We start from the raw sequence: 20,402 nt of genomic DNA on the forward strand, positions 1-20,402 counted from the left end.
AAAAAGATTACAACGACAAAAAGAAGATGCACTAGAATTCGTTGTTGATACATACTTACCACTCATAAAAGGAATCACGCATAAAGTTCTTCTTCCAGTTCAAAATGATGGATTAATAGAGGAATGTGTAAACGATATATTTCTTTCCATTTGGAATAACGCAAATAAATTTCATGGAGAGCCAAGTGACTTTAAAAAATGGATTGCAGCGATTGCGAAATTTAAAGCGATTGATTATTACCGAAAAGCGACTAGAAAAGTAGAAATTATTTCAGATGAGTTTCCTATTAGTACGGAAAAGTCAGCTGAAGATGAATTAATCGTTATGGAGGATAGGGAAGAGTTATTGAAGCTTATTAATCAATTAGAACCGTTAGATCAAAAGGTGTTCATTATGAAATATCTTCTCGGTATGAAGACAGAGGAAATAGGAGACAAGTTAGGGTTAACTCGGGCAGCGATCGATAATCGCGTGTACCGGGGGAAAAAGAAACTACAACAAAATGCTACGAATATTAGTTTTGGAGGTAGTGCCATATGAAAGACATTTATGAATTATTAAATGACATTGATATAGATGAAAAAGAACTTGAGGAAATTGAGGCTTCTGAAATTGAAAAAGAAAAAGTGAAGCGCCATGTAAAACAATCGATACGTACGAAGAAAAAGATGAAAAGTTGGAAAAAAGGTGTCGCTGCTGCATCTATTTTAGTAGGATTATCAGTTGCGACGCTTGGTATCGGGTTTCCTACATATGCTGGGGGATTGCCAATTGTAGGTGATATATTCCGATTTTTAGATAATGGTAGAACAGGGTTATATGAAAATTATAAAGAGTTTTCGACTGAATTGAATATGACGAGAGAGAGTAATGGGGTTAAGGTTACAATTAATGATGCTGTGTTTGATGGGAGAACAATTACAATCACATATTCTATTGAAAGCGAAAAAGATTTAGGAGAGAAACCGTTCCCCTTTGGAAGTCCGCAAGTGATGGGCTTTGATGGCGGAGGAGGTAGTTCGGACGTGACAAAAGTTGGAGAGGGAAAGTATGTAGGTATGACTACGATGAGTGGTCATGGTAGCGAAAGGTTAGATGTTGCAAATGTTTGGTGGGATATAGAGGCGATAAATATGTATGAGGAAAAGAAATCTATAAAAGGGAATTGGAATTTTGCCCTTACTGTTAAGGGAATGGATAGTAAAGAAATTAAGCTTCAAGGAATTTCTGAAAAAGAAGGAATAAAAGTAAACATAGATAAAATGGAAGTAACCCCGATGTCCTTTATCGTTTTTTACAATCAGGAAGAATCTAAGGCATTAAGAAGTATATGGGATAGCGCTGATGTGGAATTAGAAATAAAAGATGATTTAGGAAATAAATATGCAGGTGAAGGAAATGGCGGAACTAGTACAGTAGCGGAGCCACATAAAAGTAGTTGGAGTGCCACATTCCAAAAGTTAAATGAAAATGCAACGAAGCTTATCGTTACACCTCGTGTACACTTGCGAGTTCATACACCTGAAAATCATGGTGGAGTGGAGTATGTGAATGGAAAAGAGAAGAAAATTGAAGTGCCGAATAAAGAAGCGAAGAGTAAAGATATTGTTCTAGATGATATCGTAATTGATTTAAATAAATAAAAAAAGACTGCCTAAAACCATTAGGCAGTCTTTTTTCGTTAAGAACTAGTTACGAGTAACGCATGCGGATGCTGTGTTTTATATTCATCTTTCCACGGAATGTTTAGTTGTTCCCACGATTCGCCGCTATCATTGGATTGAAACACGCCATTGTTATTTAAAGTGTAAAACGTATGTGGTTCAGCTTGGTTTGTAGCAAACATTGAGATGACTGTACCGATTGCAGATGGTAGACCTTGTTGTACTTGCTCGAACGGAGTATCTTTCGTTTTACGATATATATAAGATTCATAAGGAATACGGTGATGAGCGAGATCGGCACTTGGTGCGGCAGAAACGAGAATGGTATCGCAATCAGCCGGATCGATAGCCATGCTGTATAAATAATGGTGTTCAAGTCCTTCACTGCATGAGATCCAGCTGTTTCCACTGTTATAACTTTCAAGGTATGCGCGAGCAGGTCCGCCCATAAATCCGTCACCACATGATGCATAAAGGCGATTTGGAGCTTCAGGGTGCATAAGCAATTGATGAGCATCGATAGGAGCACCAAATTTTTTATCAATCCATGTATGCCCTTTATCATTACTTTGAATAACTGCACCAGCTTCGATTGAAACGTGGATTGTATTAGGATTGTTTGGATCAACTGTAATCCAGCGTACGTGATGAGTAAAAGGTCTAGGCGGGAAAGCCCACGTATAAGAAGATAATAATGATTTCATATTTTTAAGTTCCGTCCACGTTTCACCGCCATTTTCCGAACGGAATAATGCACTCGGTTCTGTGCCTACATAAACGACGCCATAGCCGTTAACTTGTTCATTTGAGCTTATCGTTATAGAAGTAATAGAAGAATGTAAAATACCATCTTCTTTAGGAAAATCAAAGTAACGATATGAATCTCCAATCGGTTTCCACGAATAACCGCCATCGTCGCTTAACCATAAACCTCGTCCAAATGTGCCGCAATATACACGATTCTTTTGGAATGGATCAACTGCGATACAAGTAGGCTGCATATTTTGTAAGTGATATGAGATTTCATAGTTACCGTATCGTTCTTTTACAACAATAAGTTCACGTTCCATACAGAGAAATAATCGTTTCAATTCCATAACCTCCTTCAAATTTCTTTCATTAGTAAACAATATGAAGCTGAAAAAGAAGTAGTCTTATTTTTTGTTGAGAAAAAGGACTTGTTTGAAAAATAGCGAAGTGTATAGATAGAGGAAGCGGACGTTTATGGGCGTTAATTTGGGATAAAGATGGGGAGTTTGTTTCATACTAACATACAGATATTGCACTTAAAGGAGCATTCGTATGGGACATTCACATGATCACGGTCATTCTAACAATAAAAAGGCGTTGCTAATTGCTTTCGTATTAACGACAAGTTTTATGATTGCTGAAGTAATTGGAGGATTTGTAACAAATAGTTTAGCACTTCTATCTGACGCGGGGCATATGTTAAGTGATGCGGTATCTTTAGCTTTAAGTTTACTTGCGTTTAAGCTTGGAGAAAAAACAGCAACAGCTGCGAAAACATATGGGTACAAGCGAGTCGAAATGTTAGCAGCATTATGTAACGGTGTCGTTCTTATTGTCATTTCAGTATACATTTTTATTGAAGCAATACGCCGTTTTAAAGAACCAGTTGAGATTGCTAGTAATGGGATGCTCATTATTGCCGTACTTGGTCTATTTATTAATATTTTATCAGCTTGGATATTAATGAGAGGCGGAGATGTGAAGGGCAATTTGAATTTAAGAAGTGCTTTCTTACACGTATTAGGCGATCTATTAGGATCAGTCGGAGCGATTATTGCAGCGCTATGTATTAAATTTTTCGGATGGACTGCTGCAGATGCGATTGCTAGTATTCTTGTGTCTATTTTAGTCATTATTAGTGGATGGCGTGTAACACGTGATACGGTCCATATATTAATGGAGGGTGCACCGCAGCACATAAATGTTGAAGAGGTAAAAAGTACATTATTAAATATTACGGTTGTAAAAGAAGTTCATGATTTGCATATATGGTCTGTCACATCTGATTTTCAAGTATTAACTTGCCATTTGATTATTAAAGATAATGAAACGCAAAGTGTATTAAAAGAGGCTACGGATGTATTAAAGGAAAAATTTCATGTAGAACATGTCACCATTCAAGTAGAAATAGATGGTGAGTTTAATCATGGTGAGACAACTTGCAAAGTATGAAAGAAAAAGGATAAGAAAATGTGTCATAACATTTTTCGCACGGCATACATATATATAATGTGGCCACAAATACTTTGTAAGGTAAATATTTCATGAAATTACTTTACTTATAAAGAGTCATCTTTTATAATCAAAAGTGGTAATTGATAAAGATTATCATTTTCAATGATCGTAGAAAGGAGTTTTTTAAAAGATGAGTAGTCAACTCCGTTTTGCTGTTGAAAATCGTAAGAGGCATTTAATCGATGAGTTAATTGGAGCAGGTGTGTTTAAAATTCGCGACCGACAATTATACGAGCTGTCTTTAGAGGAATTGGAAAAAGAGTACGAAGATATGGAAGATTATGCAGATATTCAAGCATAGCTATATAGATTAGTAAAAGGTGAGCTGGTTACGATTGTATGTAACCAGCTCTATTATTATTTTATAGAAATTATTTTTGATATTTCTTTCATTGGACGAAGCCAGTTTTGAGACATCATTAGTTCCATTTGTTTTTCGTCCTGCTTCTGCAGTGCTTGAATGATAGAATGATGTTCTTCAATAGATTGACTTGCTGGAACGAAGTTTTGGAAAAACAAATATTCAAGACGTAAAACGTGAAGTTGCATATTTTCTAGAAAGGGTTCAATATATTGGTTTTTAGCAATAGAAGAAATTGTATTGTGAAATTGTATATCTAGTTGTAAAGCTTGTTTTGCATTTTTGTTCTCTATAGAGCGCTGAAAGTCATCATTTATTTCAGAAAGTAGTTTCAAATCAACGTCTGTAATGTTTTGAAGGGCTTGCTTTCCTATAATAGAGTGAAGACCAGCCATCGTTTCATAAATGATAGGTATGTCGTCTAACTTAATAGGAGCAATTTTTGTTTTTTGCCCAGGTACCATTTCCACTAATCCAGAAAGTTCTAATATTTGAAGTGCTTCTCTTACAGGTGTTCTGCTTACTCCTAGTGCTTCAGCCAATTCCCCATCATTAATTTTTTCATCAGGCTGCAGTACACCTTCAATAATCCAATCTTGTAGTTGATTTAAAACGAGTGATTTTGCCGAAACTCTTCCTTGTTTTTTATAATTTTGAGGGATAGGCATAGTGAATTCAATCCTTTCATTGTATATTTTCCTTTTTCTCATGAACAAGCTTTAATTCGGGTTTCCCTTCATCAGGCTTTTGGCTTAAGATAAGCACCATTACAATGACACAAAGAGCCCCTAATAACTGAAAAGATTGAAACGGTACGTGTAATATAAGTACAGAAGAAATAATAGCTGCGAGTGGTTCTGTACATCCGAATAATGTCGTTTCTTTCGGAGTCAAGTATCGTATGCTGTCTAAGTATAAATAAAATGCAATAAGTGTCCCGAAAATGACGACAAATGTGATAAGCGGTAGGGTACTTAGTTTTACATATTTCATTGTTGATAATAAAATGAATTCTTTTGTAGAAATAAAGTGTAGGATTGTTACACCCATCCCCCCAATAATCATGCCCCATCCAACGATAACAGAGGAAGACCATCTTTCTAGTAATCCCTTTGAATATAAACTATAAAAAGCAAGAGATAATCCAGATAAAATACCCCAAATAATAGCTGGTGTAGAAACAGCCAAGTTATGAACAGATCCGTTTGTTAGTAAGAGAAAAGTTCCTACTAATGAAAGGGCAATTGAAATAAAATCAATTTTTGATGGACGAACGTTCCATTTGAAAAGTAAGTATACAGTGATAAATATAGGAGCTAAATATTGTAATAATGTTGCGACGGCGGCATTTCCTTCTTTAATAGAAGCGAAGTACGTGTACTGTACAGCAAGCATACCGAATAGGCCAAACAAAATCATTTTAATAGCATCAGATTTTTGTTTCCATATGCCGAATATTTCTTTTTTTCTCGTTCCGAATGATGAAATAATGAGCAAGATAACGCCGGATATAAGCAATCGAATTGTAACTAACCATTCAGTAGAAACGTGTTCATATTGGAAAAGTTGTTGTGCAGCTGTCCCGGACAATCCCCATAAACAAGCACCAATTACAACCATAATGATTCCTTTTAAACGATTTTGATCCATATAGTTTTATTTCCTTTCTCAATAAGTTTTGGATACAATATGCAATATATCACGAAATGCATGAAAAATAAACTGAAATTTCTGTACTACAAAGCGGTAATCTTAGTATTTTCAGTTACGTTTACGATACAAGTGAGTAGGTTAAATAAAGCGAGATAAAATTATAAAATTAAATCATAATCAAGCGGATAAAAAAATAAAGATAAGAGTAATTTGGTTTGTTAAAAATATGTGTAGAAGGAGAAATGTGATGAGCTGGGTTACTCATAAACCAATATTTGAATTTGATCAATATAGTCCATATATTCGAATGAATTCTGCGTGGGTAGGACATTTAAACTTTGCTTATGATTTAGTAAGATTTGAAAAACCAGAAATATTAGTTGAGTTAGGTACTCATTTAGGAGCTTCTTTTTTCAGTTTTTGCCAAGGGGTAAAAGATGGGGGCTTATCTACAAAATGCTTTGCTGTAGATACTTGGGCAGGAGATGAGCATACAGGTCCATATGGAGAAGGTGTTTTTCAAATAGTGAGTAAATATACGGACATGAGTTACCCACATATAGGTAATTTAATTCGGTCTACTTTTGACGAGGCTGTGGATCGGTTTCAAGATGGAACGATAAATTTGTTGCATATTGATGGCTATCATACGTATGAAGCAGTTTCTCATGACTATAAAACATGGTTACCGAAACTTGCGAATAACGGTATCGTTTTATTTCACGATATTGAGGTGAAAGATCGAAATTTCGGCGTGTATAAATTTTGGGATGAGGTTAAGGCGAAGTACCCTCATTTCCAGTTTGAGCATTCATATGGACTCGGAGTATTGTTTCCGAAAGGGTGTAGCGATAAGTTTGTGGAAATACTTAAAAATAAAGAAGAAATACAAGATATGTATAAATAAAAGTGGAGCATGCATCATTTTAATGATGTGTGCTTTTTTTGCGTGGGGAAAAATGGTAGCTCTTAAAAGATGGGGAATAGTAAAAAGTTTTGTTGTGGTAAATATTAAAAAAGTTATTCTCGGATTGTTCTATCTAAATAAAAATGTAACATTTTTTATATTTTCCATTGCGAAAAGTAACATCTACTTTTACAATAGAAAAGGTGTTATATTATACTGGAAAAATAAATCGAAATAATATGAAAATTTTGTTTTGTCTTCGCTAATTGTATATTACATACATGTAAGACGACATACGTCATGTTATCGACTTGTAAGGAGAGAAAAAAATGAAAAGTGTAAGATTACCATCGATGCTAGAAATCATAGTTCTTTTATTACTATTTCTTGCTGTTGTCTTTTCCTTCCAAACGATTTTTGATCTCCCAATTCAATTAGCGCTATTTATTTCATGGTTTTTAGTAATTGCGCTTGGATTAAGATTAGGATTTCGTTATCAAGAATTGCAAGATGCAATTACGAAAGGGATTTCTAACGGATTAGAAGCAATACTGATTTTAGTTGCAGTAGGTGCTTTAATTGGAACTTGGATTGCTGGTGGCGTAGTACCAACATTAATCTATTATGGATTAGAGTTTATTCACCCTAGCATATTCTTACTGGCAACATTAATTATTTGTTCAATAACTTCTATCGCGACAGGAACATCATGGGGAACAGTAGGAACAGCGGGTATTGCTATGATGGCGATTGGTGAAGGACTTGGCTTACCACTTCCGCTTGTTGCTGGTGCAGTTCTTTCAGGAGCTTATTTTGGTGACAAATTATCACCACTTTCTGATAGTACAGTTCTTGCAGCTTCTATGGCGAAAGTAGATGTTATTGCTCACGTTCGAGCTATGCTCGTATTAGATGTTCCGGCTTACATTATTACTAGCATTATGTTTACTGTAGCTGGTTGGATGTATGGCGGCGATAATGTAGATTTGAATCGAGTAGAGTTTTTAAAAGAAGCTTTATTAAAGCAATTTGATATTAAAATATGGATGCTTGTTCCGGCGGTCATTGTTATCGCACTATTAGCGATGAAGAAACCATCGATGCCAACAATTGCAATGGGAGCTTTAATTGGTGCAATTTGGGCAACTCTTTTCCAAGGAATGAACTTTGGAGAGGCGATTGGAACAGCGTATAACGGATTCTCAATTCAATCTGGTGTTGAATTTGTAGACAAGTTATTAAACCGTGGTGGAATTAACGGTATGCTTGGCTCAGTGGCCGTTATTATTTTCGGTTTAGGATTTGGTGGATTACTTGAAAAACTAGGTGTTTTAAAAGTAATCGTATCAAAATTCGAGAAGAAATTAAATTCTGCAGGTAATGTAACATTGTCTACATTAATCGTGGCATTCTTAGCGAATATATTTGGTTGTGCGATGTACGTATCACTAATTTTAACACCGAAAATTATGGAAGATAGCTATGATAAATTAAAAATAGACCGACGTGTATTAGCGCGTAACTCAGAAGTAGGTGGAACGTTAACTTCTGGTATGGTTCCGTGGTCGGATAATGGTATTTTTATGGCTGGTATTTTAGGTGTAGCAACGTTCTCATACGTTCCGTTTATGTGGTTAAGCTTTGTATCGTTAATTTTAGCAGTTATTTACGGATATACAGGCAAATTCATCTGGTATGTAGATGATGCCGATAAAGGAAAGCAAGTATCATAAAATAAAAAATCACCTTCTACATATTGTAGAAGGTGATTTTTTATTTTGTAATAGGAGTTGAAGAAGTTATCTCGCTCTCATATTTAGCGATTTTTTGTTGTATCTTTTTTAAGTTTTTTTCAGTGTCTTGAATGAGTTGTAAGACATTGGTCTCCTGTTGTTGCATTAATTCCAACCGCCGAAGGATTGTAGATTCTCCCTCCATAGACCAGTCGATAAATTGTTTTATTTTTTGAATGGGCATACCGGTGTTTTTTAAACATAAAATCATTTCTAAATATTTCAGTGCTTCTTCGTCAAAAACTCGATCACCTTTTTCATTTCTTTGAAGAAAAGGAAACAGTCCTTGTTTATCGTAATAACGTATTTGAGAAATAGTTAAGTGTTGCATTTTAGCGACTTGACCGATCGTATAAAACATAGAATTCATCCTTTTACTACCAAGTTATAATGCCATCTTTATTTAGTATTTTACCATTATAGTTTGTTTCACTTAATGCATATTTAATAATAATTTTAGCACTTTCATTAGTCGTATGGCCACCTGGGGAATTACCATTAAGGTCAGTAGTTGTAAAACCCGGAGTTACTCCGAAAATTTCTGGACCGTTAGTACTAAATTCTTTACTAAAAGCTAATGTTAAAGCATTAATAGCTGTTTTTGAAGAATTATACCCTAACGCATTAATTGGATGTGTTTCACCATTAGCAAACATTGTTAAGGAAGCCATGTCAGTTGTTACATTGATAATTTTACTGTTGCTTGATTTCTTTAATAATGGTAAAAAGGCTTGCACCATTTGGAATGTTCCAAAAAAGTTAACTTCAAATCCTTGACGTAAAGTTTCAATATTTAATTCACTAGGTAGCGTATGGAAGTCTAGTGCTATGCCTGCGTTATTGATTAATAAATCTAAGTGGCCAGTCGTTTCATGAATTTTTTTGATTGCTTCTTGAATGGATTGTGAACTTGAAATATCTACTTGAATATAGGAAACGTTTGATACATGTAAAGATTCTACAGCTTGTTGTCCAAGTTGTTTATTACGAGCACCTAAAAATACGTGATAATCTTTTTCTGCTAATTGACGAGCAAGTTCATATCCAATTCCTTTATTTGCACCTGTTATGAAAGCATATTTTTTCATATTGAATTCCTCCAGTAGTGTTATAGTAGGTTACAAAGGAAAGGATACAGCCTAAACTTAAGTTTAGGTCAAGAGGAATTTTTAAAAATAAATATAGAATATTTACATATATGAGTGAGAATTCTTATCATTTAAGGGGAAGTCTGTTATTATAAGAGATGTAGGTATTTTATTTTCAAGGGGATGAAAAAATGGAGTACAGAATTGAAAGAGATACAATAGGAGAAATAAAAGTTCCAGCTGATAAATTATGGGCAGCACAAACACAACGCAGTAAAGAAAACTTCCCGATTGGAACAGAGCAAATGCCGCTTGAAATTGTACAAGCATTTGCCATTTTAAAAAAGAGTGCAGCACTTAGTAATCAAAAATTAGGAAAGCTATCAGAAGAAAAAGCAGAAGCAATTGTGGCAGCAGCTGACGAAGTGATTGCAGGAAAATGGAATGAACATTTTCCACTTGTCGTATGGCAAACAGGTAGTGGTACTCAGTCAAACATGAATGTGAATGAAGTAATTGCAAATCGTGGGAATCAAATTTTGAAAGAGAAGGGATCTGACGTACATATTCATCCGAATGATGATGTGAACATGTCCCAAAGTTCAAATGATACATTTCCAACAGCGCTTCATGTAGCATGTGTAATTGCGGTAGAAAATCATGTCTTACCAGCAATTACGAAATTAAAAGAAACGTTAGCAGAAAAAGTAACTGCATTTGAACATATTATAAAAATTGGTCGTACACACTTACAAGATGCAACACCGTTAACATTAGGACAAGAAATTAGCGGATGGCACCGTATGCTTGAAAAAACAGAACGTATGATTGCAGAGAGCAATACATATATGAAAGAGCTTGCAATTGGTGGTACTGCAGTTGGAACAGGTATTAATGCTCATCCTAAATTTGGTGAGATGGTGTCGGAGGAAATTAGCCAATTTACAGGTAAGCAATTTATTTCTGCACCAAATAAGTTCCACGCATTAACGAGCCATGATGAAGTTGTATATACGCATGGTGCATTAAAGGCATTAGCTGCTGATTTAATGAAGATAGCTAATGATGTACGCTGGCTGGCAAGCGGTCCGCGTAGTGGTCTAGGGGAAATTATTATTCCAGCAAATGAGCCAGGAAGCTCTATTATGCCAGGTAAAGTAAATCCAACGCAAAGTGAAGCGTTAACGATGGTTGTAGCGCAAGTGATGGGAAATGACGCAACAATCGGATTTGCTGCGAGCCAAGGTAATTTTGAGTTAAACGTATTTAAACCAGTTATTGCATATAACTTCTTACAATCCGCTCACTTATTAGCTGATGCAATTGTTTCATTTAATGATAATTGTGCAGTGGGTATTGAAGCAGATGAAGAAGTAATTAAAGAGAATGTAAATCGTTCATTAATGCTTGTTACAGCATTAAACCCGCATATCGGATATGAAAATGCAGCGAAAATTGCGAAGCATGCTCATAAAGAGGGGTTAACGTTAAAAGAAGCAGCATTGCAATCTGGACTACTAACAGAAGAGCAATTTGATGAAATTGTCAATCCGAAAAAAATGATTGCCCCGAAAGAGTAATAGAAAAGCCAAGGTTCTTTGTTTAGAATCTTGGCTTTTTTGATATATATTTGTATGTCTTCCATTTGTATTACTGCAAGTGCCAAAATATATTATTTGTTAGCAGGACTATTCAATACTTTCATTTGTGGACAGTTCTCTTTTAAGAGTGCAATGAATTTTTCTTCTTTGGGTACGAAAGTTGTCACAGAATCAAATAAATTGTAATGGATTTCTAATTGCTGCCTAGTCCACTTTTCAGAGCGAAGTGTTTTGCCAGAGAATTTAACGTGACGAATATCTTCAAATGGAATTTCAGTATGGAATACAAAACCATGTTTTACAACAAGAGATGATTCCGTTACGTCGTAGTGAGAGAAATAGAATGAAGAAAGATTCATGACATTTAGTAGCATCATGAGAGTGAAAAAAATAGAATTTTCATTTTGGAAGAATAATGAAACGAGAAAAATACTGCTAAATAATGTAATGAAAATGACGTGAAATGGATTCTTTTTCGCTGTAAACTTCAAGTCAGTCACCTCGGTATACGTGTTCTTTAACTAAATTAAATCACAACATCGTAATAAAACGTGTGAATATGCAAAATTGCATATTCACACGTTTTATTATTGATGTAAAATTTCTTGATGGGATAAATTCAAAGGAAGTTTTTTAATAGCGGAGTGGCATGAAGTGACTTACAAGAATAGAAAGTTAGCGCTAGTCATAATTAGTTGTATGATGATTATAGGTAGTTGTGCTAATAAATTTGTTGAAGATCGAAACCTAAAGCATATATTCGTACAGGCAAGTAAAGTATTACTAGAGATTGCAAATAGAATATATAATGGGTAAAAGGTGTTTTCGTATATGGAAACACCTTTTTTGTAGTTAAAATCGAATGCTGAAGTTTTGGAATGAGCAAATACCAGTTCCGTGTTAAATGAGGTTGTTGTCACTCAAATATTGAACAGTGTATTTTACTTCTTTCAGTATAGTAGGCGGAAGGCCAAGAGGATGATGTGAACCGTAAATTTGTTTAACAGTAAACCAAAGAGCTTGCAGAATAGTCATGTTTTGTTTCACATTCTATCTTCATTTGCGTATTAAATACATTCGCTTTTTTGTTACTTTAAGTCATTTAATAAAATTATTTAGTAGACGTTTTAATAAAAGTTTATAAAATGGGCAAACGAAACATTGAAATGTTTATTTGCTGTATGTTAAGATGATGAAGTGATAGTAAACGTTATTGGAAAATGTCTGTTTTTAGATAAACATTTTAAAGGAGTGTTTAGTGTGAGTGATATTTCAGAGAAGTTTTGGGATGCTTCGGTTGAGGAATTGAAGAAAGGGTATGTATTTGAAGCGGAAGCAGAGGAATATATTTGTTTAGCTTGTGGAGAAGCATTTATTAAGGGAGTTATTTATCAAGATAATCAAGTTTTGTATGAAGCTGAGAAGTTTGTACAAGTGCATGTGCAAAATGAACATACGTCTATGTTTGATTATTTATTAAATCTTGATAAGAAGTATACGGGTTTGACTGATTTGCAAAAGAAGATGGTTCAATTTTTCCATATGGGGCTGAATGATAAAGAAATTGTAAAAGAGATGGATGGCGGAAGTACTTCAACCATTCGCAATCATCGATTTACACTTCGAGAGAAAATGAAGCAAGCAAAAGTGTTTTTAGCTTTAATGGAACTGTCAGAAGAAAAATCAAAAGTACAAACGAAATTTGTACCGATTCATAGAACAGCAACGATGGTAGATGATCGCTACAATATTACAGAAGAAGAAAATGATGAAGTATTAAAAGCGCATTTTACAGAAGGATTAGATGGATCACTTTCTAAATTTCCGAAAAAGCAAAAGCGTAAATTAATTATATTACGCCATTTAGTGACGAAGTTTGATAGTAATAAAAAGTATACTGAAAAAGAAGTGAATACAGTTATAGAAAGTGTATACCCGGATTTTGTAACGTTAAGAAGGTATTTAATCGAATATGGGTTTTTAGATAGAACAGCTGATGGAAGTCAATATTGGGTGAAGTTATAATCATACGGAAAAGAAAATGAATAGAAGCACATTGTTATAACAACTATACAAAGAGATAGAAGTTGAAAAATAGACTTTTAATAAAAGGAGAAATGAAATTTGAAACCACCTACAGATAACAATAAAGAAGGTGCGGAGTCACATAAGTTAGAAATTGAGAGTAAACCGATTTGGAAGTCGATGTCCATGTTTTTAGTACCGTTATTATTAAGTAACGTATTACAATCAATTGGACAATTATTCGGTATGGTAGTAGTAGGAAGATGGCTTGGAGTGAATGATTTAGCAGCCATATCAGCATTCTTCCCTCTATTTTTCTTACTCGTTTCATTTGTAATTGGTATTGGTTCAGGTAGTTCTATTTTAATTGGTCAGGCGTTTGGTGCTAAAAATGAAGATCGTTTAAAAGCTATCGTTGGTACGACGCTGACATTTACATTTATTATTGGAGTTGTGTTGGCGATAGTAGGCAGTATTTTTGCAATGGATATTATGCGCCTTATGGGAACGCCAGAAAATATTATTGAAATAAGTGTACATTATGCACGTATATTATTTATATCGATGCCAGTATTATTTTTATATTTCGCATATACAACATTTATGAGAGGTACAGGAGATTCTAAAACGCCATTTTACTTTTTAATTGTAAGTACAGCACTAAATATGATTTTATTACCAATTCTTATTTTTGGATGGTTAGGAGCTCCAAAATTAGATGTGTATGGAGCAGCGTATGCTTCTGTTATATCTACAGTTATTACGTTTATTGTCATGTTGGTGTATTTAAAGAAGAAAAATCACCCACTACAATTAGATAGTACGGTAAGGAAATATCTTCGCATGGACGGGGAGTTATTGAAGCTATTGCTACGACTCGGTATTCCGGCGAGTATTAATATGATATTAGTTTCATTATCTGAAATTGCGGTCATCGCGTTTGTAAATCGTTACGGTTCGGATGCAACAGCAGCCTACGGCGTCGTAAATCAGGTTGCAAGTTATGTACAAATGCCAGCAGTTAGCCTTGGTATTACAGTTTCCATTTTTGCAGCACAATCAATTGGTGCAAATCAATTTGGTCGATTGCAGAAAGTTGTGAAGGCCGGAATTATTATGAACTACGTTATCGGTGGTGTGCTAATATCTCTTATTTACTTGTTCTCAAGAGACATACTATCACTATTTTTAACGAGTCAAACTACAATTGATATTGCTCACAGCCTAGTTATGATCACATTATGGAGTTATTTAATTTTCGGTCATGCGCAAATTATTAGTGCGACAATGCGAGCAAGTGGTACAGTATTATGGCCAACTGTTATCGGCGTTGTATCAATTTGGCTTGTTGAAGTACCCGTAGCGTATTACCTTTCTTACCATACAAGTCTTGGTATAGAAGGGATATGGATTGGGTACCCAGCAGCATTTATTGTCAGCTTAATTTTACAGTATGCATATTATAAGCTTTCATGGCAGAAGAAACGAATTACACGATTAGTGAGCTAAATCATGCAAATGTCCCTAAGTTATTATACTTAGGGACATTTTTTGTAAGTGTAGGTTTATAAATAGCTTTTTAAAGTGATATCAAAATGTTGTCTAATGAGTTTGTTATCACTCATATAAAACTCCCACGCTTTTTCAGGTTCGCCGATAATTTCAAAAGATTCTTCTGTAATATATAAAGCACAATTATCCTCTAGTGCAATTCCTTCTATATTACCTTGATGATTTTGTAAAAAGGAATGGAAGGCGTTCATTCTATTTAATTGATTATAATGTGGACAAAATCTTTTGTTCATAATACCCCAGCCGTTGCTCTCTATATAACCAGAACTTTCGTAATCGGATCGGATACTAGATGTGAACCAGCACATAGCACCGGCGCTATACCCTGCAATGAGCGTTCCTTGTTGCAAAGCAAATAATAATTTTTCATCTAGTTTAAGTTCTTTCCATTGTGTAAGCATGTGAATATAGTTCCCACCACCGAGATAAATTAAATCAGCTGATTGAATCATTTCGTCTATTTCATATTTAGAAAGTGTATCGGTTATAGTACGTAAAATTTGTACTTCACAGTGTAATTGTTTTTCGAACGTGTCTAAAAATAATTTTATATAGCTTTCATCATCATGACTAGCTGTAGGAATGAATAATACTTTTGGATACTGTTTATTTGTTAATGCTATAAGTCGCTCATTAATAGGCGAGTGATTTGAATCTTGTAAGTCACCGCCACCAATGACAGCTAATTTCATAGTAAAGCACCACCTAATCATTTTCGTTATATAAAAATTCGATAGAAGAGACTTACATTCCTTCTCTATGTAATGAATAAGTAGAAAATGTAGTTTCAGTATATCGGAATAGTAAAGGTGGTGAGAGCTGATAAAAGTTTCACTTTATCGATATATAATACTTCATACTATTGTTTCAAAATATGGAAACAATATGTTTAAATAGATATAATAAGGCATTAATTCATATTGAATTAGTGCTTATACTTTAAAAAAGAATCGGAAATAATAGAGATTTTACAAATGAGTTTTTACTTTTAATAGGAACTTGTATTACAATATGGTAAAATTATTTCAATATATTTATTTAATATAAAAATACAAAGAGGGAGCGTGAAAAAAGTGGATTTTCGATTTGAATTTACAACGAAGGTGAAAGAATACTTAGATGATGAGAAGGATGAAAAAATAATAAAAGATGGACATAGAGATATCATTTTTCAGTATTTATACCCATTAGAGAGTGAAATTGGCATTTATAAAAATCCTAACTTTACTTTTTTGGCATCAGGAAGACGCTCGCATATCGTATTAGAAAACATTGAATTTAAAACAGAGGTAAATGTAAAAAGTAACATCATTGAAATTACAAAAATAGTGGATAATGTCGTTATTCCGTTAGATACGATTGTAGCGAAAGATCGGGAATTATTTGCACTTGGACGTAATGAGAAGTTTAGTGTGCAAATATTAGAGCAGTATCTCTTTGATACATTTGGAGAGAAATTAGGTTTACGATGAATAGAACGGGGTACTGATTTATAGGTAGTGAATTTTAGTGCATATCATTCGTGTTTGACCTTTCATTTAATTTATACTACAATTCGTAGTGTGAAAGGAGCCGTACTATGTTTACTCAAAACTATAAGTTAAATGAGCAAGGGTTAAATCATTTCTTTGGACCGCTTGAAGCGAAAATTATGGAGATTGTCTGGTCTACCGAGGGTATTACGATTAAAGAAGTGCAGCAGAAATTAGGTGAAGAATCACCTGTGAATTTTAATACGGTCATGACAGTTATGAACAGGTTAGTAGAGAAATTCCACTTAGAAAAACAGACTGTGAAAAGAAGTGGTATATATCGTGCTGTGCAAACAAAAGAAGAATTCTTATCCAATCAAACGAAGAAAATGACACAGGAATTGATGGGGGAATTTGGAGATTTAGTTGTAAATCATATGCTTGATGAGTTAGAGCAGGCTGATCCGACTTTAATAAAAAAATTAGAAGACAAATTGAATCAGTTAAAAAAAGAGGATCAATGAAATGAAATGGCAAATGCGTAAAATCATATTGTTAGCAGTAATTGTTAGTACTCTCTTTTTCAGTTTGTTAGTGTATTACGTTACATATCCATTTCTATTTCAAAATAAGGCGTTCTTTCTTTCAAAGTTTTGCTTGTTTCAGTTAGAACAACATATGAAGGAATTATCGCTCATTCGTATTATAATTGCTGGATTACTATTACTTACTGTACTCATAGTATGCAACAGAATTTGGCGACAATTTTTCTATAGTAAAAAATTACAAAAAGTACTTATCCCTTTCATTCGAAAAGGAAAACAAATATATATATTGCCGACCTCGGAAGTTGCGGCATTTACAATTGGGTTATTTCGTCCGAAAGTTGTCATGTCAGAAGGGATGCTTCAAACATTCTCAGATGAAGAAATGGATGCAATTATTTTTCATGAAGAATATCATCAAAATAATCGAGATCCGTTAAAATTATTTTGTTTTACGTTATTAGCAGAAGGAATGATATACATCCCGATATTAAAAGGGCTATTGCAACGCTATCATGTGTATCAGGAGTTAGCTGCAGATAAATATGCAATGCGAAAAATGAAATCTAAATTCGAGTTAGGTAGCGCATTATTAAAAATAATTAAAATAAAGACAATCGAAAATCGATGTGTGACAGCTTCATTTGCAAAAACAGCAATAAATTTACGAATCGAGCAAGTGTTAAATGAAAAAGTCGTAAAGCTTAATATTCCATTACATACGAATTCGGTATATGTAACATTAGCTTTATTCTGTATATCGGTTGTACTTATTGTCGGAGAGTGCATATAGCCTCTTTTTTTAAGAATTAACACTACTCATTGTAGTGTATTTAGGGGGAATAAAATGAATGCAGCAGATTTAACAATTTGGCTTGTAGCTGGGGCAGGGGTATTGTCATTTATATCCCCATGTTCTTTACCGCTATATCCATCTTATTTATCATATATTACAGGTGTATCTATTCAAGATTTAAAAGATAATCGTGGAATGATGCAAAAATCAGCGATTATGCATACTGTATTTTTTATGATCGGATTTTCGGTTATATTTTATGCGTTAGGTTTATCGGTAAGTTGGATTGGAATAACATTTTCATCTAATCAAAAATTGATTCAACAAATTGGCGGGATTTTCATTGTTTTGATGGGGCTGTTTATGACGGGTTTGTTTCAGCCTAAGTGGCTTATGGCAGAGAAAAAGGTACAGTATAGAAGTAAATCGACTGGATATATTCGCTCGATTTTAGTCGGTATGACATATGCAGCCGGTTGGACGCCATGTGTTGGACCGATATTTTCAGCTGTACTCATGCTTGGGGCGACGAATCCTGAAGGTGCACTTCTTTATATTACAGCATATAATCTTGGGTTTGCGGTTCCGTTTTTCGTAATGGCATTCTTTATTGGAAAGGTAAAATGGATTGTTACATATGCCAATGTCATGATGAAAATTGGCGGAGGAATGATGATTATAACAGGTATTTTACTGTATACAAATCAAATGACGAAAATTACAGCATTCTTTATTCGCCTATTCGGTGGATTTACTGGTTTTTAAAAATGAGGAGGAAGAAAAGTGAAGAAACTAATTGCGATTATACTGGCCGGGGCATTAATTTGGGCCGGAGTGAACTTTTATAATACAAAAAAAGAAGAAAAAGAAAGAAAAGCAAAACAAGCGGAGTTACAAGAAACAGAAGTATTACCACAAGTAGGGTTTAAAGCGCCAAACATAACATTAAAAGGATTGGACGGGAAGCTGCATTCGTTAAATGATGCAAAAGGAAAACCATATCTTATTAATTTTTGGGCATCATGGTGTGGCCCATGTGAAATGGAGGCACCTGACTTAGTTCATATGTATGATAAATATAAAAAGGATGTTGAAATTTTTGCGGTAAATGCGACAATTGGAGATCCGGTACAAGAAGCGAGCGCGTTTGCAGATCGTCACGGATTTAAGTTTCCTGTTTTACTAGATATGGACGGAGTAGCTGGATTAGATTATAAAGTATTTTCGTTACCAACGACATTTTTTGTTAATAAAGATGGGATTATCGTAGAGCAAGTACGAGGTGTATTACCTCCAGATCAATTAGAAGAGAAATTTAAGAAATTAATTGAGAGTTAAGGGGATTTTGTATTGATGGAATGGATCATGAGGTTACAACCTGTATCTCTTATAATTGGAAGTCTATTTGGATTTATGTTGATGAAACGAAAGATGAAGAACGAAAGTGTACCATATGAAAAAATGATGGATGCAGTAACAAATGCTTTTCTAATCATTGTATTTGTATGGAAATTTGCACCGGCAATAATAAATCCAGTATGGGCTTTTAAATCGCCATTGCAAGCATTATTAGCTATAGGAAGTATGAAGCATATTATAGCAGGCTGTGTAATTGCGAGTGCATATATTGTTTGGAAAAGTAAAAAGGAGCAATTTTCGTTTCGTATTTTACTTGATGCATTGCCTATTGGGCTATGTATGAGTATTATTTTTTATTTTCTATTCCACCACAAAATAGGTGTACAAACGACACTGTCTTGGGGTGTGAAAATATATGAATCTAAATTTTTATATCATCCCATTTTCGTATATGAAATCATCCTTGGCCTTTGTATACTGGGCTTGTTATGGATGAAAAATGAAAGATTAGGAAATGGAAAGAATATAAGTGTTTTTCTAATAGTTGAGGGGTTTGCTCATATCATTATGTCGCTTGTTAGTGAACAAAATTCGGTTCTATTTGGTTTATCAGCACAGCAAATAATGAGCTTTTTTGTTATTAGTTTAGGAATTTTGTTGGTGCCGAAAAAATAAAAAGATAGCCACGTATGGAGTATGTCCGTACGTGGCTATCTTTTTTTATTGTGTATTAAAAAATCGGCGGAGTAACAGAAAATAAAACAATGGCATTTTTCTCGAATTGATTTACCCATTTATGCTTTAAATAAGCGGGTATTTTTACGCTATCACCCGTTTCTAAAGTGTACTCTTCTTCGTTTAAATGTAATGTAATTATCCCATCTAATACAAATGCTAATTCTTCACCTTTATGTTCTAGTACATTTTCTGATGAAGCTGTATTCGGCGGAACGGTCATAATTGCTGTTGCTAAATTCCCTGTAAAATCAGGTGATAACAATTCATATGATAAATTATCGATAATCATTTTTTTTCGTTTATGAGAACGTACAATTAAATCGTCTGTATTTGTATCTTCAAGTAAAAAGCTAAATGTTGGAACATCTAACGCTTTTGCGAGTACTTTTAATGTTTGGATAGAAGGGTTAGCAGACCCACGCTCAATTTGACTTAACATAGAAGGTGTAATACCTGCCATCGTTGCTAGTTCTTTACTCGTTAAACCTTTTTCTTTTCTTTGCTTTTCAATCTTTTTACCGATATCTATATTTTCCATGATTAAAGCTCCTTACCATTTATT

The 20,402-nt window shown here is 34.2% G+C and carries 23 protein-coding genes and 1 pseudogene; 15 read left to right on the forward strand and 9 right to left on the reverse strand.

Annotated elements, in window-relative coordinates:
- Both MR113_RS23015 and MR113_RS23020 read left to right on the forward strand, forming a co-directional pair.
- Positions 1 to 541: sigma-70 family RNA polymerase sigma factor (locus tag MR113_RS23015; protein ID WP_242256985.1), on the forward strand; the 541-nt coding region annotated here is incomplete at its 5' end.
- Positions 538 to 1,644: a DUF4179 domain-containing protein gene (locus MR113_RS23020; RefSeq protein WP_242256986.1), complete on the forward strand. Its 1,107-nt coding sequence runs from the start codon at positions 538 to 540 to the stop codon at positions 1,642 to 1,644. The genes MR113_RS23015 and MR113_RS23020, both read left to right, overlap by 4 nt.
- A 38-nt stretch (positions 1,645 to 1,682) precedes the next feature.
- Here MR113_RS23020 and MR113_RS23025 read toward each other — a convergent pair whose 3' ends face one another.
- A complete protein-coding gene (locus MR113_RS23025) occupies positions 1,683 to 2,756 on the reverse strand; it encodes a WD40/YVTN/BNR-like repeat-containing protein (protein WP_242256987.1) in 1,074 nt (357 codons plus the stop codon).
- Between the two features lie 211 nt (positions 2,757 to 2,967).
- Between MR113_RS23025 and MR113_RS23030 the strand changes: the two genes are divergently transcribed.
- Together MR113_RS23030 and fbpA are read left to right on the forward strand one after the other, a co-directional pair.
- The gene (locus MR113_RS23030; RefSeq protein ID WP_063263646.1) at positions 2,968 to 3,867 is read left to right on the forward strand and encodes a cation diffusion facilitator family transporter; all 900 of its coding nucleotides are present in this window, start codon (positions 2,968 to 2,970) and stop codon (positions 3,865 to 3,867) included.
- Positions 3,868 to 4,060: 193 nt separating this feature from the next.
- On the forward strand, positions 4,061 to 4,231 hold the full coding sequence (fbpA, locus tag MR113_RS23035) for a Fur-regulated basic protein FbpA (protein WP_000098301.1): 171 nt from the start codon (positions 4,061 to 4,063) through the stop codon (positions 4,229 to 4,231).
- A 56-nt stretch (positions 4,232 to 4,287) separates the two neighbouring features.
- Here the strand turns inward: fbpA and MR113_RS23040 are convergent, their stop codons facing one another.
- Positions 4,288 to 4,959 (reverse strand): GntR family transcriptional regulator, encoded by a 672-nt coding sequence (locus MR113_RS23040; protein ID WP_242256988.1) that lies wholly within the window; start codon positions 4,957 to 4,959, stop codon positions 4,288 to 4,290.
- 16 nt (positions 4,960 to 4,975) lie between these two features.
- Complete coding sequence (locus tag MR113_RS23045; protein ID WP_242256989.1) at positions 4,976 to 5,941, reverse strand: DMT family transporter; 966 nt, start codon at positions 5,939 to 5,941, stop codon at positions 4,976 to 4,978.
- Between the two features lie 250 nt (positions 5,942 to 6,191).
- Between MR113_RS23045 and MR113_RS23050 the strand changes: the two genes are divergently transcribed.
- Positions 6,192 to 6,851 (forward strand): class I SAM-dependent methyltransferase, encoded by a 660-nt coding sequence (locus MR113_RS23050; RefSeq protein WP_242256990.1) that lies wholly within the window; start codon positions 6,192 to 6,194, stop codon positions 6,849 to 6,851.
- Positions 6,852 to 7,180: 329 nt separating this feature from the next.
- Complete coding sequence (nhaC, locus tag MR113_RS23055; protein WP_242256991.1) at positions 7,181 to 8,584, forward strand: Na+/H+ antiporter NhaC; 1,404 nt, start codon at positions 7,181 to 7,183, stop codon at positions 8,582 to 8,584.
- A 40-nt stretch (positions 8,585 to 8,624) separates the two neighbouring features.
- On the opposite strand, the gene MR113_RS23060 is transcribed toward nhaC, so the two are convergent.
- Both MR113_RS23060 and MR113_RS23065 read right to left on the reverse strand, forming a co-directional pair.
- A complete protein-coding gene (locus MR113_RS23060; RefSeq protein WP_242256992.1) occupies positions 8,625 to 9,005 on the reverse strand; it encodes a MerR family transcriptional regulator in 381 nt (126 codons plus the stop codon).
- Positions 9,006 to 9,021: 16 nt separating this feature from the next.
- Complete coding sequence (locus MR113_RS23065) at positions 9,022 to 9,732, reverse strand: SDR family NAD(P)-dependent oxidoreductase (RefSeq protein WP_242256993.1); 711 nt, start codon at positions 9,730 to 9,732, stop codon at positions 9,022 to 9,024.
- A gap of 191 nt (positions 9,733 to 9,923) precedes the next feature.
- On the opposite strand from MR113_RS23065, the gene fumC reads away from it, so the two are divergent.
- Entirely contained in the window at positions 9,924 to 11,312 is a 1,389-nt protein-coding gene (fumC, locus tag MR113_RS23070; protein WP_242256994.1) for a class II fumarate hydratase, read from the forward strand.
- A 92-nt stretch (positions 11,313 to 11,404) separates the two neighbouring features.
- On the opposite strand, the gene MR113_RS23075 is transcribed toward fumC, so the two are convergent.
- Positions 11,405 to 11,824: a PH domain-containing protein gene (locus MR113_RS23075; protein ID WP_242256995.1), complete on the reverse strand. Its 420-nt coding sequence runs from the start codon at positions 11,822 to 11,824 to the stop codon at positions 11,405 to 11,407.
- A gap of 409 nt (positions 11,825 to 12,233) precedes the next feature.
- Positions 12,234 to 12,338, reverse strand: a pseudogene (locus tag MR113_RS23080) (MBL fold metallo-hydrolase); the annotation flags it as partial.
- A gap of 255 nt (positions 12,339 to 12,593) precedes the next feature.
- Between MR113_RS23080 and MR113_RS23085 the strand changes: the two are divergent.
- Positions 12,594 to 13,358: a DUF2087 domain-containing protein gene (locus tag MR113_RS23085; protein ID WP_242256996.1), complete on the forward strand. Its 765-nt coding sequence runs from the start codon at positions 12,594 to 12,596 to the stop codon at positions 13,356 to 13,358.
- 99 nt (positions 13,359 to 13,457) lie between these two features.
- Positions 13,458 to 14,867 carry an MATE family efflux transporter gene (locus MR113_RS23090; protein ID WP_242256997.1) on the forward strand — a complete coding sequence of 470 codons (1,410 nt, stop codon included), beginning with the start codon at positions 13,458 to 13,460 and terminating at the stop codon, positions 14,865 to 14,867.
- 56 nt (positions 14,868 to 14,923) lie between these two features.
- On the opposite strand, the gene MR113_RS23095 is transcribed toward MR113_RS23090, so the two are convergent.
- Positions 14,924 to 15,622 carry a peptidase E gene (locus MR113_RS23095; protein ID WP_242256998.1) on the reverse strand — a complete coding sequence of 233 codons (699 nt, stop codon included), beginning with the start codon at positions 15,620 to 15,622 and terminating at the stop codon, positions 14,924 to 14,926.
- Between the two features lie 381 nt (positions 15,623 to 16,003).
- On the opposite strand from MR113_RS23095, the gene MR113_RS23100 reads away from it, so the two are divergent.
- From MR113_RS23100 to MR113_RS23125, 6 genes are all read left to right on the forward strand, one after another.
- A complete protein-coding gene (locus MR113_RS23100; RefSeq protein WP_048561514.1) occupies positions 16,004 to 16,402 on the forward strand; it encodes a DUF3942 family protein in 399 nt (132 codons plus the stop codon).
- A 107-nt stretch (positions 16,403 to 16,509) separates the two neighbouring features.
- On the forward strand, positions 16,510 to 16,926 hold the full coding sequence (locus MR113_RS23105; RefSeq protein ID WP_071721868.1) for a BlaI/MecI/CopY family transcriptional regulator: 417 nt from the start codon (positions 16,510 to 16,512) through the stop codon (positions 16,924 to 16,926).
- Between the two features lies 1 nt (position 16,927).
- Positions 16,928 to 17,740 carry a M56 family metallopeptidase gene (locus tag MR113_RS23110; protein ID WP_242256999.1) on the forward strand — a complete coding sequence of 271 codons (813 nt, stop codon included), beginning with the start codon at positions 16,928 to 16,930 and terminating at the stop codon, positions 17,738 to 17,740.
- Between the two features lie 54 nt (positions 17,741 to 17,794).
- Positions 17,795 to 18,508 carry a cytochrome c-type biogenesis protein CcdA gene (gene ccdA / locus MR113_RS23115; RefSeq protein WP_063263634.1) on the forward strand — a complete coding sequence of 238 codons (714 nt, stop codon included), beginning with the start codon at positions 17,795 to 17,797 and terminating at the stop codon, positions 18,506 to 18,508.
- A gap of 18 nt (positions 18,509 to 18,526) precedes the next feature.
- Complete coding sequence (locus MR113_RS23120) at positions 18,527 to 19,081, forward strand: TlpA family protein disulfide reductase (RefSeq protein WP_242257000.1); 555 nt, start codon at positions 18,527 to 18,529, stop codon at positions 19,079 to 19,081.
- A gap of 15 nt (positions 19,082 to 19,096) precedes the next feature.
- Entirely contained in the window at positions 19,097 to 19,777 is a 681-nt protein-coding gene (locus MR113_RS23125) for a prolipoprotein diacylglyceryl transferase family protein (protein ID WP_242257001.1), read from the forward strand.
- Positions 19,778 to 19,832: 55 nt separating this feature from the next.
- Here MR113_RS23125 and MR113_RS23130 read toward each other — a convergent pair whose 3' ends face one another.
- Positions 19,833 to 20,378 (reverse strand): helix-turn-helix domain-containing protein, encoded by a 546-nt coding sequence (locus MR113_RS23130; protein WP_063263630.1) that lies wholly within the window; start codon positions 20,376 to 20,378, stop codon positions 19,833 to 19,835.
- Positions 20,379 to 20,402: the final 24 nt, after the last annotated feature.

The organism is Bacillus cereus group sp. BfR-BA-01379 (assembly GCF_022663605.1).
GTDB lineage: Bacteria > Bacillota > Bacilli > Bacillales > Bacillaceae_G > Bacillus_A > Bacillus_A mobilis.

Excerpts from the sequence above, each read along its gene's own strand:
- MR113_RS23030 (WP_063263646.1), top strand. The coding sequence starts at position 2,968 with ATGGGACATTCACATGATCACGGTCATTCTAACAATAAAAAGGCGTTG.
- MR113_RS23045 (WP_242256989.1), bottom strand. The coding sequence starts at position 5,941 with ATGGATCAAAATCGTTTAAAAGGAATCATTATGGTTGTAATTGGTGCT.
- MR113_RS23130 (WP_063263630.1), bottom strand. The coding sequence starts at position 20,378 with ATGGAAAATATAGATATCGGTAAAAAGATTGAAAAGCAAAGAAAAGAA.
- nhaC (WP_242256991.1), top strand. The coding sequence starts at position 7,181 with ATGAAAAGTGTAAGATTACCATCGATGCTAGAAATCATAGTTCTTTTA.
- MR113_RS23125 (WP_242257001.1), top strand. The coding sequence starts at position 19,097 with ATGGAATGGATCATGAGGTTACAACCTGTATCTCTTATAATTGGAAGT.
- MR113_RS23105 (WP_071721868.1), top strand. The coding sequence starts at position 16,510 with ATGTTTACTCAAAACTATAAGTTAAATGAGCAAGGGTTAAATCATTTC.
- MR113_RS23040 (WP_242256988.1), bottom strand. The coding sequence starts at position 4,959 with ATGCCTATCCCTCAAAATTATAAAAAACAAGGAAGAGTTTCGGCAAAA.
- MR113_RS23020 (WP_242256986.1), top strand. The coding sequence starts at position 538 with ATGAAAGACATTTATGAATTATTAAATGACATTGATATAGATGAAAAA.
- fumC (WP_242256994.1), top strand. The coding sequence starts at position 9,924 with ATGGAGTACAGAATTGAAAGAGATACAATAGGAGAAATAAAAGTTCCA.
- MR113_RS23065 (WP_242256993.1), bottom strand. The coding sequence starts at position 9,732 with ATGAAAAAATATGCTTTCATAACAGGTGCAAATAAAGGAATTGGATAT.
- MR113_RS23060 (WP_242256992.1), bottom strand. The coding sequence starts at position 9,005 with ATGTTTTATACGATCGGTCAAGTCGCTAAAATGCAACACTTAACTATT.
- MR113_RS23095 (WP_242256998.1), bottom strand. The coding sequence starts at position 15,622 with ATGAAATTAGCTGTCATTGGTGGCGGTGACTTACAAGATTCAAATCAC.
- MR113_RS23110 (WP_242256999.1), top strand. The coding sequence starts at position 16,928 with ATGAAATGGCAAATGCGTAAAATCATATTGTTAGCAGTAATTGTTAGT.
- ccdA (WP_063263634.1), top strand. The coding sequence starts at position 17,795 with ATGAATGCAGCAGATTTAACAATTTGGCTTGTAGCTGGGGCAGGGGTA.
- fbpA (WP_000098301.1), top strand. The coding sequence starts at position 4,061 with ATGAGTAGTCAACTCCGTTTTGCTGTTGAAAATCGTAAGAGGCATTTA.
- MR113_RS23050 (WP_242256990.1), top strand. The coding sequence starts at position 6,192 with ATGAGCTGGGTTACTCATAAACCAATATTTGAATTTGATCAATATAGT.